Source organism: Stappia sp. G46H5W, assembly GCF_058448995.1.
This window is the reverse complement of the sequence record NZ_JBZFLL010000004.1, coordinates 326,856-345,464: the sequence shown is the minus strand read 5'-3', so window position 1 is coordinate 345,464 and position 18,609 is coordinate 326,856. Positions and strand designations below refer to the sequence as shown.

12 protein-coding genes are annotated in these 18,609 nt (G+C 61.6%); 7 read left to right on the top strand and 5 right to left on the bottom strand.

Features of this window, described 5'->3' with window-relative positions:
• Nucleotides 1-50 precede the first annotated feature (50 nt).
• The 6 genes from ACVJ6E_RS14425 (at nt 51) to ACVJ6E_RS14400 (ending at nt 11,769) form a co-directional block, all read left to right on the top strand.
• Complete coding sequence (locus tag ACVJ6E_RS14425; RefSeq protein WP_120269484.1) at nt 51-1,778, top strand: IlvD/Edd family dehydratase; 1,728 nt, start codon at nt 51-53, stop codon at nt 1,776-1,778.
• Nucleotides 1,775-3,199 (top strand): neutral/alkaline non-lysosomal ceramidase N-terminal domain-containing protein, encoded by a 1,425-nt coding sequence (locus tag ACVJ6E_RS14420; RefSeq protein ID WP_120269485.1) that lies wholly within the window; start codon nt 1,775-1,777, stop codon nt 3,197-3,199. Before ACVJ6E_RS14425 ends, ACVJ6E_RS14420 begins: the two co-directional genes overlap by 4 nt.
• A gap of 172 nt (nt 3,200-3,371) precedes the next feature.
• Nucleotides 3,372-4,412, top strand: a complete 1,041-nt coding sequence (locus ACVJ6E_RS14415; protein WP_120269486.1) for a LacI family DNA-binding transcriptional regulator — start codon at nt 3,372-3,374, stop codon at nt 4,410-4,412.
• Nucleotides 4,413-4,724: 312 nt separating this feature from the next.
• Nucleotides 4,725-5,528: a helix-turn-helix domain-containing protein gene (locus ACVJ6E_RS14410; RefSeq protein ID WP_120269487.1), complete on the top strand. Its 804-nt coding sequence runs from the start codon at nt 4,725-4,727 to the stop codon at nt 5,526-5,528.
• Nucleotides 5,529-5,663: 135 nt separating this feature from the next.
• Nucleotides 5,664-10,490 carry an autotransporter domain-containing protein gene (locus tag ACVJ6E_RS14405; protein ID WP_158592711.1) on the top strand — a complete coding sequence of 1,609 codons (4,827 nt, stop codon included), beginning with the start codon at nt 5,664-5,666 and terminating at the stop codon, nt 10,488-10,490.
• Nucleotides 10,491-11,049: 559 nt separating this feature from the next.
• Nucleotides 11,050-11,769 (top strand): hypothetical protein, encoded by a 720-nt coding sequence (locus ACVJ6E_RS14400; RefSeq protein ID WP_147421877.1) that lies wholly within the window; start codon nt 11,050-11,052, stop codon nt 11,767-11,769.
• Here the strand turns inward: ACVJ6E_RS14400 and ACVJ6E_RS14395 are convergent.
• The 4 genes from ACVJ6E_RS14395 to ACVJ6E_RS14380 all read right to left on the bottom strand — a co-directional run bounded on the left by ACVJ6E_RS14395 (nt 11,766) and on the right by ACVJ6E_RS14380 (nt 17,227).
• Nucleotides 11,766-12,716: a site-specific integrase gene (locus ACVJ6E_RS14395; protein WP_208996733.1), complete on the bottom strand. Its 951-nt coding sequence runs from the start codon at nt 12,714-12,716 to the stop codon at nt 11,766-11,768. The genes ACVJ6E_RS14400 and ACVJ6E_RS14395 overlap by 4 nt on opposite strands.
• A gap of 1,831 nt (nt 12,717-14,547) precedes the next feature.
• The gene (locus ACVJ6E_RS14390; RefSeq protein WP_120269491.1) at nt 14,548-15,435 is read right to left on the bottom strand and encodes a hypothetical protein; all 888 of its coding nucleotides are present in this window, start codon (nt 15,433-15,435) and stop codon (nt 14,548-14,550) included.
• Nucleotides 15,436-15,668: 233 nt separating this feature from the next.
• On the bottom strand, nt 15,669-16,028 hold the full coding sequence (locus ACVJ6E_RS14385; RefSeq protein WP_147421878.1) for a hypothetical protein: 360 nt from the start codon (nt 16,026-16,028) through the stop codon (nt 15,669-15,671).
• Between the two features lie 557 nt (nt 16,029-16,585).
• Nucleotides 16,586-17,227 (bottom strand): RAD23 family protein, encoded by a 642-nt coding sequence (locus tag ACVJ6E_RS14380; RefSeq protein WP_147421879.1) that lies wholly within the window; start codon nt 17,225-17,227, stop codon nt 16,586-16,588.
• Nucleotides 17,228-17,322: 95 nt separating this feature from the next.
• Between ACVJ6E_RS14380 and ACVJ6E_RS14375 the strand changes: the two genes are divergently transcribed.
• Nucleotides 17,323-17,685 (top strand): alpha/beta fold hydrolase, encoded by a 363-nt coding sequence (locus ACVJ6E_RS14375; protein ID WP_120269493.1) that lies wholly within the window; start codon nt 17,323-17,325, stop codon nt 17,683-17,685.
• A 319-nt stretch (nt 17,686-18,004) separates the two neighbouring features.
• Here the strand turns inward: ACVJ6E_RS14375 and ACVJ6E_RS14370 are convergent, their stop codons facing one another.
• Nucleotides 18,005-18,367, bottom strand: coding sequence for an excalibur calcium-binding domain-containing protein (locus ACVJ6E_RS14370; protein ID WP_120269743.1), 363 nt, complete (start codon nt 18,365-18,367; stop codon nt 18,005-18,007).
• Between the last annotated feature and the right edge of the window lie 242 nt (nt 18,368-18,609).

Genomic DNA, 18,609 nt, shown 5'->3' with positions numbered 1-18,609 from the left:
CGCGAACAAAAGACCACCAGGGCCATTGCGCCAGCCTTGCGAGAAACGAAATGACCCAGAAAAAAGACCCGTTGCGGTCCGCAGAATGGTTCGGAGGGCATGAAAAGGGAGCCTTCATTCACCGAAGCTGGATGAAGAACCAGGGCTTCCCTCCGCACCTGTTCGACGGCCGGCCCGTCATCGGCATCTGCAATTCATGGTCGGAACTGACCCCCTGCAACGGCCAGCTTCGCGACCTGGCCGAACATGTGCGGCGCGGCATCTTCGAGGCGGGCGGTTTTCCCGTCGAGTTTCCGGTGATGTCGCTGGGTGAATCGAACATGCGCCCGACCGCGATGATGTTCCGCAATCTTGCGGCCATCGAAGTGGAAGAGAGCATTCGCGCCAACCCTATCGACGGGGTGGTGCTGCTGGCGGGCTGCGACAAGACCACGCCCGCCCTTCTCATGGGGGCGGCAAGCTGCGACCTGCCGGCGCTCCTCGTGTCGGCCGGGCCGATGCTGAGCGGGAGCTTCAACGGACAGATCCTGGGTTCGGGCACCGATGTCTGGCGGCTCAGCGAGGAGATGCGGGCCGGGACGATCTCGCCGGAACAGTTTTCGGCGGCGGAAGCGGCCATGAGCCGTTCGCCCGGAACCTGCAACACGATGGGCACCGCCTCGACCATGGCCTGCCTTTCGGAAGCAATGGGGATCACGCTTCCCGGCAATGCGGCCATACCGTCCGTGGATGCGCGCCGGCGCGTCCTAGCGTTCATGAGCGGCAAGCGCATTGTCGAGATGGTGCATCAGGATCTGCGCATGTCGCGTGTCCTGACGCGCGGGGCCTTCGAAAACGCGATCTGCGCCAATGCCGCGATCGGCGGCTCGACCAATGCGGTCATTCACCTGCAGGCGCTGGCAGGCCGGGTCGAGGTGCCCTTCTCGCTCGACGACTGGAACCGTATCGGGCGCAATATTCCGACCATCGTCGACCTCATGCCTTCGGGGCGTTTCCTCATGGAGGACTTCTTCAATGCCGGGGGCATGCAGGCAGTGCTGCGTAGGCTTCTCGATGCCGGACGTCTTCACGGGGATTGCCTCACGGTGAACGGGCGGACGATTGCCGAGAACAACGGCGCGATCCGGGTTCTCAACGATGAAGTCATCCGCCCCATGTCCGCCCCACTTACCGAGGACGGGGGGATCGTGGTGCTGCGCGGCAACCTGGCGCCGAACGGGGCGATCATCAAGCCGTCCGCCGCAACGCCATCCTTGATGACGCATCGCGGCGCGGCGGTCGTCTTCGAGGATATCGACGACTATCACGCAAGGATCGACGACCCCGATCTGGAAGTCGACGAAACCAGCGTCCTGGTTTTGAAGAACTGCGGGCCGCGCGGCTATCCGGGCATGCCGGAGGTCGGCAACATGGGGCTACCGCGCAAGCTGCTCCAGAAGGGCGTGACCGACATGGTGCGCATTTCCGACGCCCGCATGAGCGGCACGGCCTATGGCACGGTCATCCTGCATGTTTCACCGGAGGCAGCCATCGGTGGGCCGCTCGCGCTGGTGGAAAACGGGGACATGATTTCCCTCGACGCATCGGCGAACTCGATCGTGCTTGAGGTATCGGACGAAGACCTTGCGCGCCGCAGGGCAAGCTGGGTGCCGGCGGCCTCGCCGGCCGGCGGTTTCGAACGGCTGTTTTCAGATCAGATTCTGCAGGCTGATGAAGGCTGCGATTTCGGGCTTCTCAAGGGCCGGCGCGGCGCCGCAGTGGCACGAGACTACGTATGACGGAGGAGACGACCTTGTTTAAATGCGGAGTGGGCCGTGCGGACATGACGCCGCCGGTGGGTATCCCCCATATCCTGTGGGGCGCGCGTACCGTCGATCTTGCCGAGAGCATCCATCTGCCGCTGCATGCGACAGCGCTTTGCCTTGAAAACAACGGGACGAGGCTTCTGGTCTGCGACCTCGACCTGACGGGATTGCCGACGAGTGTCTGCGACGAGATGCGCGCGGCAATAGAGCGGGAAACCGGTGTTTCGGCGGCTCATGTTTCGATTGGGGCCACGCACACGCACAGCGCGCCGGTCTGGAATGCGGAGACGACCAACGGTCTGTCGCCGGATATGCCCGGCATGGACCTGATGCCGGCATGGCGCGAGAAGTCCCTGCAGGCAGTCCTCTCGGCATGCCGCATGGCGGTTGAAAGCCTGCAGCCGGCACGCGTCGCCTCCGGCTATGGCGCGAGCGAGGTCACGCTCAACCGGCGGTTCTCTACGCCGGAGGGGCGAATGGTGGTCAGCCCGCATAAGGGCGGGTTGCGCGATACCACGATCGCGCTCCTGCGGTTCGACGATCTCGACGGCAACACGATCGCAAGCGTCGTAGGCTACGGCACGCATCCTATCGTGCTTGCTCATCAGAATACGGCGATCAGCGCCGAGTTTCCCGGAGCCCTGAAAGAGGGCGTCGAAAAGCTCGTCGGCGGCACCTGCCTGTTCCTGCAGGGCAGCGCGGGCGACCAGATCCCGTTAGAGGCCCTGAGCGGCGATGTGCGTCTTGCCGAGCGGATCGGCAACCGGATCGCGGCGGACGCTGCAACCACGCTTACCGCGATGTCTCCAATGAATTACCGCATGGACTATAGCCATGTGGTCGAATCCGGAGCCCCGCTCGGTGTTCAGAAGAAGACCGTTCTTGCCGACAATCCCGCGACGATCCGCGTGGCGGAAGCCATTGCCGAACTGCCCGTCAAGCCGTTCGAACCCATCGATGTTCTGGAGGAACGCGCGGCTGCAACCAAGGCGGAACTCCACGAGTTGAAGAACAAGGGCGCGGATCACGAAACTCTTGCCGATGTCCATTTCCGGGCGCGTCGCGCCGACATCATGCTCGTCATGGCCCAGCGCGTGCAGGGTGTTGCAACGGTGCCGATCCCGATACGCGCCTTGCGCATCGGCGATGCGGTGCTGGTGTCGGCTCCGATGGAGATCTTTTCAGCAACGGGGCTTGCCATCCGCGAGGCCTCGCCCTTCGCAATGACCTTTGTCGGCGGCTACACAAACGGGACCGAAGGCTATCTGCCACCAGCCGACTGCTATGCCGAAGGCGGCTATGAGGTGGAGCTTGCCTGCTATGTTTCGAAGGATGCCGAGGCCGTTTTCCGGCACTCCGCCATCGAACTGGTGAAGTCGCTTCACGCCGCCTGAAGGCGCCAAATTGCCGAAGGACGCATCCGGAAGAGCGTATAAACGCATTTCCGGGTGCATAAGCCTCCGGTTGTCCACAGTCTCCACGGTCTCCCAACCGCAATTCGGCGTATATCAATGAAAGCAAGTTGAAGAGGCCCTGTGACGGGGCGGCAGTTGGGTTGAACGCGATATGGCCAAGAAGTCCGCCGTCAGGCGGTCGCAAAAGCCGAGCCTCAAGGACGTGGCAAAACTTGCCAATGTCTCGGTGATGACGGTCTCTAATGTCATCAACGGACGCATGGCGCGTGTTGGCGACGAGGTGGCCGCGCGCGTGCGCGAGGCAATTCGCGAACTCAACTATCGGCCCCAGCGCAGCGGCCGCAGCCTGAGGCTCCAAAAGGAATTCGCGCTCGGCCTGACGGTGCTCCACCCCGACAGGCGCTTTCTCGATGATCCCTACATCACCCAGGTTGCCGCCGGGATGAGCAACTATCTCGCGACCATCGGCTACAGCCTGATGGTGAACGGGTTACGCAGCCCGGAGGCGCTAGACACGCTTATGGAGCGCAGCTTCGGCTATGACGGGTTTGCGGTCATGGTCTCGGGTGAGCGCGAACAGAGGCTGCAGGTCTATCGGAAGCTCGCGCAGCTGAACCTCCCGATGGTGGTCATCCAGGACGATCCGCCTGCCGATCTGCCTGAAGTCTCTTCCGTCCGCCAGGACGATGGCGCGGGAGCCGGGATGCTTGTCGAACGGCTGCTCGACAAGGGGGCCAAGCGCATCCTGTTTGCCGCTTCCCGGCAGGTCTGGCCGGCGATGGAGCGACGGGCAGCCGCTGCAGCGGCGGCTGCCGGAAAGCGGGCGCGCATCGACTATCTGTCCTGCAGCGAAGACGATTTCGAGGCATCCATCGGCGAGATCGAATCTTGGTTGCGGAGCCACCCGAACACCGATGCGGTGATGGGCGGCAACGATCAGCTCGGCCTGGCGGCAATGCAGGCCGCGGAGCGATGCGGTCTCTCCGTTCCCGGCGACCTGATGGTAACCGGGTACAACGCCTTCCTGTTCCAGAAATTCTCCAAGCCCACTCTGTGCAGCGTTGCCTCCCCCGCCTATGAAATCGGTCAGGAAATCAGCAAGATCCTGATCGGCCTGATCACCGCGGAAGGGGGCGAAGCGCATCATCTTCTGATGCCCGTGAGCATCGTCGAGGGCGGCTCGATCGGCTGATCGAAAGGACGGAGTGCAATTTTCTGGATATCTGCAATCAGCACCGGTGGCACGAATTTGATGAACGCTCGGGACCAGTGATCATGACCAAAGAACGAAGATAAAACGGGTATCTCCCTAGGGTGAAAACGTCGACGCCCGGCTCTCCAAGCCTGCACCGCCAGAGCGTGGAGTTTTCCGGCTTGGCCACAATGACGGGCCGAGTGCGCATCGGGAAGATGTGCTGCGATGGGGAAACCATACCGGATCGCGCCATGGGCCGGTCCTCGTTGTAGTGTCCACGCCGACCCTTCAGCTTTTCGCGGACTTTTCATGCAACTCGATTTTCTGCACCTCGACACGATCTACAAGCTCTGGGACGACCTTGCCGCCTTCGACGCCGTGGATATCCAGGCGTCTCGCAGGTTTCTGCTGCAGGAGATCTGTACCCTGGTGGATGCGCAGAACGCGGACTGGATCGGCTGCGTACGTCTGAACTGGAGCCAGAGCGGCGATCCGATGAAAGGGTGGCGGCCGCGCACCCTCTTCACACTGCACCCTTGCAAGGTCAGCAGCGAGGCAATCGACCAGGCCTTTGCGGAGATGGAGAACGGCGAGCCGGACATCACCACGACGCGCAATGTGGAACTGGCCGGCACTTTCAGGGTCCTGCTGCTGAGCGAGCTGGCCACGCCGGACTGGTTCGAGGGGCCGTCCTATCGGCGCTACTACAAAGCACTGGACCGACGCGATTCCATCTGGGCCGGGATTCCCGTCAGCGCCGATGCGGAACTGCAGATCGGATTCCATCGCAGCTTCGAAAAGGAGCCGTTCTCCCGGGAAGACCAAGCCACGATCTTCCATGCGCTGCGCGGGATTAGCTGGTTCTACAAGCACCAGATGCTGGGCGAAGGAGTCGGCGTTGCCTCGGCCCCGCTCACCCCCACGGAACAGCTCGTCCTGCAGGGGCTCCTTTTCGGCCTGACCGAGAAGCGGATCGCCGAGCAAAACAACCAGAGCCCGCATACCACCCACGACCACGTGAAGCGGATCTTCCGCAAGTACGGGGTCTCCAGCCGCTCCAGCCTGATGGCCCTGTGGCTGGGCAAGGGTCTGAAAACGAACAAGAACCCCTAAACAGGGGATTCACCCCATCGCCTCTCCCGCGCAAAAAGACGGTTGCTGACAAAACCTGCGCTGCGGGAGAGCTGCGCCGGCTGCCGAAACGCGGCGGCGGTGCCCGGTCGCCTGACGGTGCGCCGAGGGGGATCCATGGACACACTGAAAACAACGGCCCGCGGGGCTTGCGATACGGCAGGTCTGGCGCCGGACCGTTCGGGCAAGCTGGTCTCCCGAAAAGATCATCCCCGCCAGCCGGCGAAACGCTCGCGCACGACGCGGCGGCGCGCTCTCTCCCTTCTCGCGTCGACCGCGCTCTGTGCGGCGGCGATCCTGCCGCTCTCCGACCGGCCTGCTCATGCCGCGACCTATCTGGTCACGGAAGCGACCGACGATGGCAGCGGCACGGTCGCCGGTTCGCTGAGCTGGGCCATTGCCAGCGCAGGCGCCAGCGGGGATGTGATCGAGATCGATCCAACGATTGCGACCATCGCCGTTTCGGGCGGATTGCCGGCCTTTGCGGCAGACGTCACGGTTCAGGCAAGCGCCCCGGTCGAGATCACCGGCTCTCCCTTCGCCGCATCTGGCACATCGCTGGTGCTGTCGGGGGTGTCCTCCAGCAATGCGCTCACCGCCGCCCTGTCGGGCACTGCGGCCGGCGGGAACGGGGCCAACGGTGGCAACGCAACCGAAGCCGCCGCCAGCACTGCGGGCGACGCGGGAACGACAGCTGTTTCGGAGAGCGGGTTTTCGCTGCGGATGACTGGGTCCGCAGCCGGCGGCAACGGCGGTGTGGGCGGCAACGGCGCTTATGAATCCGTCAATGCGAACGCCAGCGGCGGTGGAGCCGGCGCAGCCGCCGTCTCCGGCAGCGACGGCAACATCGAGAACCGCGGCACAATCACGGGTGGACGCGGTGGCAACGGAGGCACTGGCGGCGCCCGTCACTCCAGCACTGGCGGCAGGGGCGGCAACGGCGGTGCAGGCGGTGCCGGCATTGCGGGCAGCAACCTCACCATCGACAACTCCGGGACGATCACCGGTGGCGCGGGCGGTCAAGGGGGCGCGGGAGGTGGTTCCATAATGGCCAGCACGGGGCCTGCCGGAAGCGCAGGCGTCGGCGGGACCGGTATCACCGGCTCAGACCTGACGATCGTCAACAGCGGCACGATTTCCGGCGGTCTCTCCGGCGGCAATCGCGCCAATGCCATCGAATTCACCGGCGGTACCAACAGTTTGGAGTTGCGAGCCGGGTCAACGATCATCGGCAATGTCGTTGCGGGCGGCGGAAACGACACGCTTGTTCTGGGGGGAGACACCAGCCCGGTTCCGAGCTTCGATCTCGGTGAAATCGGCACCAAATACACCGGCTTCGAAACCGTATCGAAGACAGGGGCCTCCACCTGGACCATGACCGGCACGGCCGGCGCCCCACTCGGCCACCTGGCGGTTTTCGACGGCTTGCTCAAGCTAGACGGGGCAACGGCGAGCGTAAGCAATTTTCACGTTGCGGATGGCGCTGCGACAGTCTCGAATGGATCCGTAATCGACAGCTACCGCATTTACCTGGGCGGCCAGGCGGGAAAGACCGGCACATTGACTGTTTCGGGAAGCGGAACGTCGATGAACAGCACCAACAGTGTCTATCTTGGTTATGCGGGCGGTGACGCCGGCAGCCTGACCGTTTCCAATGGCGCCAGCTTGACCACGGGTTACAACGCCTTTCTGGGCAACGTCGCCACCAGCACAGGCACCGTCAATGTAACCGGCGCGAATTCCTCCTGGACCGTTGCAGACGACCTTCGGGTTGGGTATCGGGGCACCGGTTCGCTGTCCATAACGGGCGGCGCTGCTGTTTCGGTCGGGGAAAAAACCATCGTCGGCAACCTGAGCGGCGCAACGGGAACGCTCGCCATATCCGGATCGGGATCGTCCCTGACCTCCAACGCCAATATGGTCGTCGGTTCCAGTGGCAACGGCACGGTGGCGATCAGCAATGGCGGCGTCCTCAATACATCGAAGTTGCTGATCCTGGGATCCGGGAGCGGCTCGAACGCCACGGTCACGGTCGCAGGCGCAGGGTCGTCGATCAATGCCGCCGACGTCGTGACCATCGGCCAGAGCGGGCAGAGCGCTACTTTGACCCTGACCGATGGCGGGGCATTGAATGCAGCATCGACCGTCTATGTGGCACGCTTCAGCGGCACTGGCGTCCTGAACATCGGTGCTGCCGCCGGTGAGACCGCATCGGCCGCCGGCACCATGACCGCGAGTTCTCTTACATTCGGAGACGGCGACGGGTCTTTGGTCTTCAACCACACCGACGGCGGCTACGCCTTCGCCAGTGACATAGTCGGCAATGGGACGATCGCGGCCCTCGCCGGCACCACGACCCTGACCGGCAACAACGCCGCATTCACCGGCAAGACGGTGGTGAACGGCGGCACGCTGCGCGCCGGCGGCGCAAACGCATTCGCCGACAACACCCGCTACGAGATCAACGACGGAACCCTCGACCTCGGCGGACATGACCTGACGATATCGCAGCTGTGGGGAACCGGCGGCACGCTGACCAGCATCGGCTCGCAAGCGGATCTGATCCTTGATCAGGACGACGTCACCGGATTTTCCGGTGAAATCTCCGGCCTGGGCAACCTCACGAAAACGGGTTTCGGAACCGTGTTCCTGCGCGGCGACACGGCCGTTTCCGGAGCGATTGGCGTCGATGAGGGCATTGTCAACTTCGGCGGCGGCAAGACCATGACGAGCGGGCGCGGAGCGATCACCGCGGCAGGCAGCCGGGATGCCGACTTCGAAATCTCGGGGGTGGGCACGCTCTGGACCATCGGCTCGGATCTCAAGCTGGGCGAAACCGGCGGGAGCGGAAGCGCCAACCTGTGGATCTGGGACAAGGCCGTGGTCAGCGCTGACACCCTCGACGTCGGCAGCGCCTCCCGCGCCAGGGTCAATATCGTCGGAGCCGACAGCCGCCTGTCGATCGCAAACGGTGCCGCGATCGGTAGCGGTTCCGGCGGAGAGGGCATGCTTGTGTTGTCGGACGACGGCGTCGCCGAGATCGGCGGCGGGACCGGCACGCTCGAACTCGGCAAGTCGGCCGGATCGAGCGGAACCCTTGTCTTCGGCGCAGAAGAAGGAGCGACGCCTGTCGGCGCGGGGACGCTTCTGGCCGGCACGGTCGCGTTTGGTGCGGGCGAAGGCAGCATCGTCTTCAATCACACGGATGCAGCTTATGACTTCGCAGCCGATGTGACCGGCGACGGCACGCTAGCCTTCCTGAACGGCGAAACGCTGCTCACCGGGGACTATACCGGCTTCACCGGCTCGGCCGAGATCTACCGCACCGGTGCGGCACGGCTTCAGTCGAATTTCACCGGCGATGTCGGCCTGCACTCGGGTGTTGTCTACACGCTCGACACCGCGCTTTCCGGCAGCTTCACCGTACATAACGGCGCTCTGCTCCAGGGCACCGGCACGATCGGCGGCCTTTCACTTGCCTCGGGCGGCACACTTGCACCCGGCAACTCGATCGGGACGATCAATGTTGCCGGCGACGTCTCCTTCGGCCCGGGAAGCATCTACGCCGTGGAGGTGGACGAAACCGGCAGGAGCGATCTGACGGCGGCGACCGGACGGGTCGACCTGTCAGGCGGGACAGTCAACGTTTCGCTGCTGAGCGGGGCCACCCCTCCCCTTGCCCCGTCGACCAGCTACACGATCCTCACAGGCGCGGGCGGGGTCTTCGGAACTTTCGACAGCGTCACGGAGAGCTTCGCCTTCCTGGATGCCACGCTTGTCTACCAACCGGACGCGGTGGTGCTGGAACTGATCCGCAACAGTGCGAACTTCGCCTCGCAGGCACGGACCGCCAACCAGCGGGCCGTCGCCACGAGCCTGGACGGTCGGACGACCTCCGCCACCCTCTATGGCACGCTGATCGGCCTGGACGCCCCCTCGGCCCGGGCCGCCTATGACAGTCTGTCCGGCGAAATCCATGCCTCGCTGCCGACCTTGTTCGTGAGCGAAAGTGCCCGTCTGCGCGATGCGGTGGCCAGCCGCATCGCCAGCGGCTTCGCCGGCCTCGCACACACGGGCGCCGCTAGGGCTCCCTCCACCACACAAGGGCCTCTCACGAACCTGCAGATCTGGAGCCAGGTCCAGGGCGCCTACGCGATGTTCAAGGGCGATAGCAATGCCGCCCGGCTTTCGGGGACCACCGGCGGCGGTCTCTTCGGTCTGGAATCCAGCCCGACGCAGGATATCAGGCTCGGCCTTCTGGCCGGCTTCGGCCGGACGAACGCAAGCGTCGACAAACGTGGATCAAGCGCAACGGCGGACAGCTTCACGCTTGGCGCCTATGGCGCGGTTCGCTCCGGCGCGTTCCGGGTCGAGGCGGGTGCCTCGCACAGCTGGCATCAGGTGTCGACCCGCCGCCACGTGGCCTTCGGCGGCATCAATGAGACCGTCGAGGCCGACTACGGATCGCGTACCGCGCAGGCCTTCGCAGACCTCTCCTATCGGTTCGAGACGCCTTGGCTCGAGCTCGAGCCCTATGCCGGCCTTGCGGTGGTTCACCACCATGCGGGGGCCGTGAAGGAGACCGGATCCGCCGATGTGGCGCTTTCCGGCAAGGCCTCGGCGCAGTTCTTCGGATCGACCAACCTCGGCATGCGCCTGTCGAAGACCTTGTCGACGCGCGACGGCATGACCACCGAACTCACCGGACGTCTCGGCTGGCAGCATGCCATCGGCAGCACCACGGCCCGCCGGCGCCTCGCCATTGCGGGCCTGGATGGTTTCTCCATCCACGGAGCTCCCCTCGATCGCGACAGCGCGCTGCTGCAGGCGGGCGTTCGCTTCAACTTCAGCGACCGCGCAAAGGTCGGCCTCAGCTATCAGGGTCGATTCGGACGCAATGCCGTGGAGCAAGGCGCCAACGCGAGGCTTGAGGTTCGCTTCTAGCGAACCGGCCGCCATGGATGCCGGGGCCGGCTGAAGGCAGCGGATATGGGCCGGCGCGGTGCGTCCCTGAGCGGTGACGAACCGCCAGGGCTCGCGTCCGCACGCCAGGCAGCCGCGGCCGCATGGATAAGGTGCGGGTCAAGTTCGGTGGCGCACGAAGTATCTTCCTGAAAGAAGCATTGCGTCACCCGCTCCTGTCGGAGAATGTCCACCACATTCAGGGAGGCGGGCGAAAAGGCCACCGGAGCAGAGCCCGCCTCGGGCCGTGTGCGAATGGTAACGCTTTAGCCCCACGTGTGGGCATGCCCACCGCATAAGCTGTCTAATCATCTGAATTGATTTGGGAAAAGTGGTAGCGGAGGAGGGACTCGAACCCCCGACACGCGGATTATGATTCCATCGGAAAGCTGTTGAAACTGTTCAGATCTGCCGTGTTGACGATGTTTCGGCGGGCTATGGTCTGTAACCAGAAAATCTGTTTCTCGTCGCTAGTTCCGGGGTCGTTGTGATCTGTCTGCTCGTCGCTCGAGGATATCCGCGGTCCATATCGATAGAGGACGTGCAACTGGATCCATCCGTGCGGTTTCAGTGGTCGTATCTCAACGATTGGGCCAAGGCAGCCAAGCAGTCGGTCCTCCACTCCATCGCGCTGGGAATTGCAAGAGACACTCGAATAGAGGCGAGCCATCCGGCGCTGAGAAGGGCCTTTGTTCTCTCCAATCGCGAGGGAAAGGTGATCTGCATCGATAATTATGCGCGGCTGTTCGACTATCACGATTGGGAGAGCGCGCAGGCTTTCAACAGCGCCGTTCTCGAAAGCGGCTATCAGCTCTACAGCGCTCTGCACAAAAAGAAGATCAATGACCTGGATCTACCAACGCTCAACGCCCTTCTGCTCGACAGGCTTCATCAACAGGACGAGCGCAAGGCGTGCTCTGAGATCCGCAAGGAACTCGCCAAACACGATTGGACCGGAAAACCGCGTGTTTCCCGATCTTCCAAGCAACAAATGAAGGCAGTGAATTCGCAGTCTCACGAAGCTTTCGTGGCAGGGCACATACGCGCGATATGTCGAGCTTGGGCCCGCGAAGGAGACAGTGCGCCCTATGCGATTTCGCGGCTCGTTGACGCGCTGAATGGCAGGAGCGCCAAGACCGAAAGAGGGCGCGAATGGACGTCGGCGAACCTTCGCAAGCTGCTTCGTGAGCGACGAAAGACCGCGCCGGACGACCCGTTATTCAGATTGGTGAAGCTTCCCGAGCCCAAAGAGGCTTCTTAAGCCGCCTCGAGGTCCGCCTCGAGCTTGGCGAACAGATCCACATCATCCTCGGCATTGTCGAACAGATGGCCATAGACGTCGAAGGTCATGGTGATCGAAGAGTGCCCGAGGATCGTCTGCACCTTCTTTGCCGGCCAGCCCTGCTCGATGAAGAGCGAAGCTGCGGCATGGCGAAGCGCGTGGAAGGAGAACTTCGGCTTGCCGTCTGCCTTGACGATCCCGGCATCGATCAGCAGCGGGTACAGCACGCGGTTCGAGATGTTCGACGGGCTTTCTACATTGCCGATGCCATTTGGGAAGACCAGATCCATCTCCCCTTCCGGGCAATCCGCCTTCCACGCCATCAGCACCTTTTTCACGCTGGGTGCCATGGGAATGTCGCGGCGGCTTGAGCGGGACTTCGGCTTGCCGATCTTGTTGAAGCGGTCCGCGCGCTGACGCACCTGAATGATCGACCGAGAGAAGTCGACATCCTCCCAGCGAAGCCCGCGCAGCTCAGACATGCGCATGCCGGTATAGATCGCGGTGACGATCAGCGGGCGATGCTTGACCGGAACAGTGCTCAGCATCGTCTTGATCTCGTCCTTCGTTGGGATCACGCGATCGGGCGCATTACGAGACGAGCGACGCAGCTTCACCGACAGCGCGACATTGTTGTCGATCCATTCGCGGTCCAGAGCTTCGTTCAACGCCGAACGCAGCGAGCGAAGCACCTTGTCGGTCATTGCCCGCGAGTTCTTGTCGAGCATGTCATCGATGAAGTCGCGCACATCAGCGCGCGAGAGACTGGCAATGCACAGCTCGCCGATGGCCGGCACGATATGATGGTCAACGTGATTGCGATAGGAGCGCAAGGTGGCACGCTCCAGCTCGTCCCGCTCGCAGCGCTTCAGCCATGCCTTGCAAGCATCGGAGATGGTTTTGGTGTTGCTCATCGAAGACCCCATGACTGTTGATGAGCAAGAGTCTAGGACACGCGGAACACCCTGTCGGGTGTTATTCCAGTCGACAGATGAAAAAAACGACACCCGGGCACAGAACATCGAAGTCCTAGAACAAACGCGCCTGCTCGAGGGGGATGGCTTATGGGTCCACCTGTGGCATCACGTCTATCCCCGGAGCCTTTGTCGGTAGAATTAGGTTGAATCTGGGTTGAATAAAGTCGCCCGGATGCCTGATCGGCCAAAAGAGCTGAGCCGAAAACACCGAAACTGGCCGGTTATCTGCTCGTAAAACGGTTTGTTTTCAGACCGAGCCGCCCGAGAAAGTTGAATTATGTGCGTGCTATGTCCACGCGAATTCCGACATTTCGTGTCAACCACGGCGGCAAGAGGCGCCTCCTCCTTCGTTTCCGCAGCCTGAAAGCGACATCTCAGTGCCGCACGAAGAGGCAGAGCGCGATGTTTCGCCCGCGAAAAAATAGATCCGGGCACCAGGACAATACATGAGAGGCCGATCGTCGAGGGTGGCCGGATGACGCAAACCAAACCATTGCCCTCTGCTCCTGCCCATCGCGACCGTGAACCGTTTGCATGAAATCACGCAAAATGGTTTCGCAGACCGCGGGTCGGCGCGGGCCTGATCATTGAACCAGGACGCACCGGTAAAGACCAAAAACCGACCACCTTGAAAGCGACACCAGTTGCGCGTGGCACCACGCCAGGATCGCTTGGGGTGCGCGCAGGCACAGCTTCGCATCCGGACGCTACGGGGAGGACGCGCTAAATGTGCCGGAGCCAGCCACCGGTCGTTTATTTGCATCTCATGCGACGCTGAAGCTCCCGGAGCAAGAAGCAAACGCTTTCGCGACCGGAGCAGTTAGTGTCTGAATGAGGAAGAGAACACGAAACCGCAGAGACTGCCGGTCCGATTTTCCGTAATAGATAATATTCTTCTTCATAGGTATATATATACATATAGGAAACGAGGATCGGCAGTTTTGTAGGGGATTGGCTGCTGCAAAATTCCCGGACGGCCAACCTGATACATCGTTGAGGAGCGTCAGGGCCGCGCACAGGGACGCTTCCGGCATGATCAGGTAAAATCCTGCGCTCCGGATAAGCAAGCCAGCCACCGGCCCTTTATTCGCATCATCACACGAGGCGGGATGTTTCCGGAGCGGAAGCGAAACATCTCCCCTACCGGCATAAATTGCGGGCAGACGCCTGTTGCCTGTGTGCCGGCACTTGTCAGGTGCCAGTCCCCGGATCCACCTCGACACATTCACGAGATGCCACTCTTTGCTGTATCGGCTCAAAAGGGCCGGAACGGCCCATAGGAGCCGGAAGCATCCGGAGACACGAGACACGCTGAGCAGACACCGGATGTGACAGGCCTCGAGGTGAAGAAGATGCAGATGAGACGCAGACGCAGAGCTCCAGGCACGGCGCCGCAGGCGTCGGGCCGGAGCGGTCTCTCGTCCTTGTTTCTTGAACGAGACCAACAACCAACCGGAATAGTCTATGACCTCTCGTAGCGCGTGAAGCAGTCTCATTCACTTCCGGCGTGAAAGACATCTTGGAGAGGTAGAGACCGGAGCGTAGCGACGGGCGAAGCCTCTCACCCCGCCGGAGGCGTTTCCCTTATAATAGTCTACTTCATTACCTTCTATTTATAGTAAGGCAGGCGCCGGAACGAGAAATTGGCAGAATTCCGAGGGCAAGAACAGCTACCACTGTGGCGTGCGATGCGTGATCGTTGTGTCTCCGGTTGAGTTTTCGGTGTGTATCCGGTGTGTAGCTGGCTGTGTAGCCAAGGATGCGCAAGCGGCCTCAACGCTTACTCGCCCACCCATTCTCGCGCCGATCGGTACTTGCGCAACACGCTGTCCGATCTTGTATTGCTGTGACCAAACATCAGCATATGCATATCTCGGAGATTACGGCCGGTCAGCTCGATATCCAGCTTCTTCAGCGCTTCGCCCGCCTGAAGCAGCTCAGCCCAACCGGCCAGATCAGCTCCATTTGTGCGGCAACGCACCGAGAGCTGCGTCTCCACACCGGCAAGGTTGTTCACCAAGCGATCGCGAAGTTTTGCATCCGAGGGTAAGCGCAACACGGTCGCACCAAGCCGGCAGAACCCGATCCCCGGAGCCTCCGTCAAGCCAAGCTTCTGGAGCTTTGTTGCGGTAGACCCTCCCACAGTCGCAAATCGCGCCGCTGCGTCAAAATCGAACTGCCGCCCAGACAGCGCGGCTATCGCATTGTCATCACCCATGCATCGACGCTGCCCCAGGCAGTGAAAGAAGTGCAGATCGATTACCTGGCTGTCATTGGAAAGGTCACGTTCACGGCCCTTCGGCATCCGTGCCAAAGGTAGACGCGGACGAAAGGCCGGCGCAATCGCCCCCTTTCTTGCCGCCCTGTCCTCTTTTCCATCTCCCATGATGACGAAATGCTCGTTGAGCACCAAATTCAGCGTCACATAGGCCTTCCTGTATTTACCCGCGTAGCAGGAGGAGACCCCACCCGAACGTATGATCCTGCTGCAAACCTCCTTCAGCATCATGACCAACCAACGGGCGGGACGCTCACGCAATAGCTCCAGCGCAGCATCACCCACCGGGAACGCGATTGCGTCGATATGCTGGTCGCTCAGTGAGGAGCGTGCTCCATGCCAGCTGTCATCAGTCTCGATCGGGCTTCCAAAATCAACGTCACAACGCATCGACTACATCCTTCAAGCGCCTGTTCCTTCTTGCTAAAAAGGGCGCCTTGCGGCGCCCTTTCCATTGTCGTGCAACTTGTTGTCGCTCGCATTCGGCTCAGGCGGCACTGGAAAAGCCTTGCCAAGCCGGGCATCAATGCGGGCACCTGCCGCAAGATACGTGCAGATGTCGCGGACACGTATGAGATGTTCGACCGGAGGCACGCCAGCGACCAACATCACGTCAAGCCAGGTCACGCACCGCTTCCCTCAAGTTCGGCCGAGACCACGCAAATCCCGCCGCAGGTGGGGTCATGGTGCATGGCGGCAACTCCGACCAGCAACTTGTTGCCGCAGTCACGTTCGATAGCCGCCGCGTCGGCCAAAAGCCGACCCGGCCCAGGGTTCCGAAGCGAATGGAGCCCCCTTGTCAGCTGAGGACTGTCTTTCGGCAGTCCTTCGAGCCACTGACAGAACAGGCGCGCATCGGTCTCAACGAAGCCGAGCAGGTTGCGGATTACCTTCGCCGCCGGCAGATCAGATTTTGCAGCGAGACGTTCGACGACGTCGCCGACTTCCGGGGACAGCGAGAGGGTGTAACGATAGCTAGGCATTAGTCATCTCCATTTCGTAGACTGCATCAATAATAAGATTTTGATGCGAATTTGTCAACTTTGATGCAAACTCCAGCTTCGTTTGGCGGCAGGGCGGATTCGACGACCGGATTGATCCTTGACGTGTTGGTCCTCCGTGCGGCCTGCCGGTGTGTGGGTTGCCCTTGCATATGGCGAAATGAGCGCGGCTCTCGTGATCGGCAGCGAAAATATGCTGCTCAAGCTAGAGAGCGGCATGTCAAACGCCCCCTCCCCCGGTGACGCGAAGACCGAGGTCAGCAGAAGCTCGGAGACAAAAATCCGGGATGGCGGATGAGGAGGGTGTGGAATCTTCTACGATCGCCGCTGCGGCCGACACGGCTGGCGGCAGGCATGACAGAAGGCACAAGCAGGCCGAATAGTAGAATTTTCCACCCCAGCACGGAACTCAGGAGGAGAAAACCTGACCATCAATGAGATCTTGCCCCCGGCAGCGCAGGGCGGGAGAGCTCGATTGATCGAGACGCCTGATGCCCACCTGAAGTTCCCAGTGCATTGTCAACGCGGTGGACGCGCCCCTAGGGAAACGAGTTCCCGTGCTTGTTGAGCCACGCCTCAAGCTTCTTGACGAAATTCGGGTCACGCAAAGCCGTATCGCGAGCGAGCGCCATGCCAAGAGAGGCGTTGAGTGGCTTCTCACCAATCTCTTTCATTATGGTGCCCTGCTTGATCCCGCGAGCCGCCATGATGCGACTGATCGCACGTTTGGCCCCCGGCAGAAGCCGTCCGCTGGAATCGACAATGGCACTGCCGGACGCGCCACGCGGCGGTCGAGATGCTCGAGCCACGGGTGCTGGAACATTGTTTGTTGTAGGTGCCGGCGCAGGTGCCGGCACAGTTCCACTTGTCGGGGCGCTGGCAGAAGGACCAATAGCCGGCGTGCCCACCACGCAGTTGATGCCATAGTCCGAGGCTAGCCACTGCAGGAAAAGATCCCGCTCAGCGGGTGCAGCCTTCCGCCATTTCTGTTTCAGAACCTTGAGCGGCGTCGGGCGCGGCTTCAGTCCAGCCTGATAGACTGCATCCCACAGCGCCAGTTTCCCGCTAACGACGTCCGCCGAGAGCGCCGGATGTTCGGCCTTCAGCCTTGCCTCATAATAGGCCTTGTCACGTTTGCTGCTCATAAGGTCAACGTAGACATTTCTACCGTCCACGTCCATTGAATCGTAGAATCCTCCACGGGCAGATCCACCCTTGGCCCCGACCAGCCGGCGTCCTATCGCAGCAAGATTCCATCTGAAACCGAGGTACGATCATGAAAAATGCGATCCGAACTGCCGCTCTCAGCCTCCTGCTTGCCAGCTCGACAGCGAGCAACGCCACAGCGGATCAGATCGACCCTGCCCTCGAACAGGCGATCCGCGACAAGGCTGCCAGCGTGCTCAACGACCCCTATTCCGCCGTCTTCACCTTCGACATCGTTCGAGTGATGGGTGACAACGAAGCGGGCAAGATCTGCGGCACGGTCAACGCCAAGAACGGCTTCGGTGCCTATACCGGCAAGCAGTTCTTTTTCGCGGGCTATCTGCACCAGGGCGGGGTCTACGAGGTGTTCGCATTCAATGTGCCGGGCTACAGCCTGGAGCTTGCGATCGCGAACGGTCGAATCTGCGACTAGGAGAGCCGCGTAGCCGAGCTAAACCTCGCTCCGCGTGACGTCTGCCGGCGTCGGGCTCAACAGCTCGCGTCGGCAGTTGACCCGTTGGCATGCTCAAACGGGCATTGGAGATAAACGGCACGAGACCCGCCAGGTTCGGTGCGGCGGTGTCTGTCGCATAGGCGCCACGCGTTCACACGAGCCGCCGCGGGGTGCAGATTATGAGGGACACGCATTCGCCTCAACATCAGCCGATCGTTACACCTACCCTGCGGGCACGCGCTTATGCTTCCTGCAGCACCGGATTGCTTGTAGGTGGGGCGGTACAGCGAATGCCCGGTCAGCGCCACGGCTCGCAGGCAATACCGTCGCGGTCGGCATCGTGCTTTCCCCAGTACCCCGGTTGACCATACCTTGCAGGAGCAAGACCGACGGCGCGAGCGGCAGTGCAATTTGGCGCTGATGCGATATGGCGTAGGGTAGTCACGAGTGGCCAAGGGCTTACACGCGAAATTACAAAGAGCGCGGCCAGGGTCAGTGCTGCAAATGCGCAGAGCTGGATAGCCCAGCGATAGCGACGGTGCAGCGGGGTTGGGCGAAAGCTTCTTCTCGAAATCTTTGCAAAGCGCCTTCTCAACTGACGCTCAGGCTCGTCCGGTTGACTCACCCATAAAACCCGCGATTTATTTGATGTATTCCGCATATCATTTATTCGTCTGCCAAACTCATTACACAAAAAGTATCCGCCCCAGGCGAATTCCTCGTTGTGCAAAAACAAAAAATCCAATTCGAATTGCGTCTGACAGTCGGAAAGCCCGATTACTTCCATCCCGGCACCACTGGCAGCGCTCCCTCACCCGCCCAACAAGGAAAATCCGAATCCGAAAATGGGCTCAGAATTGGATAAGATTGGCGGCAACGTCACCACCTAGTACGTGGCGGCAA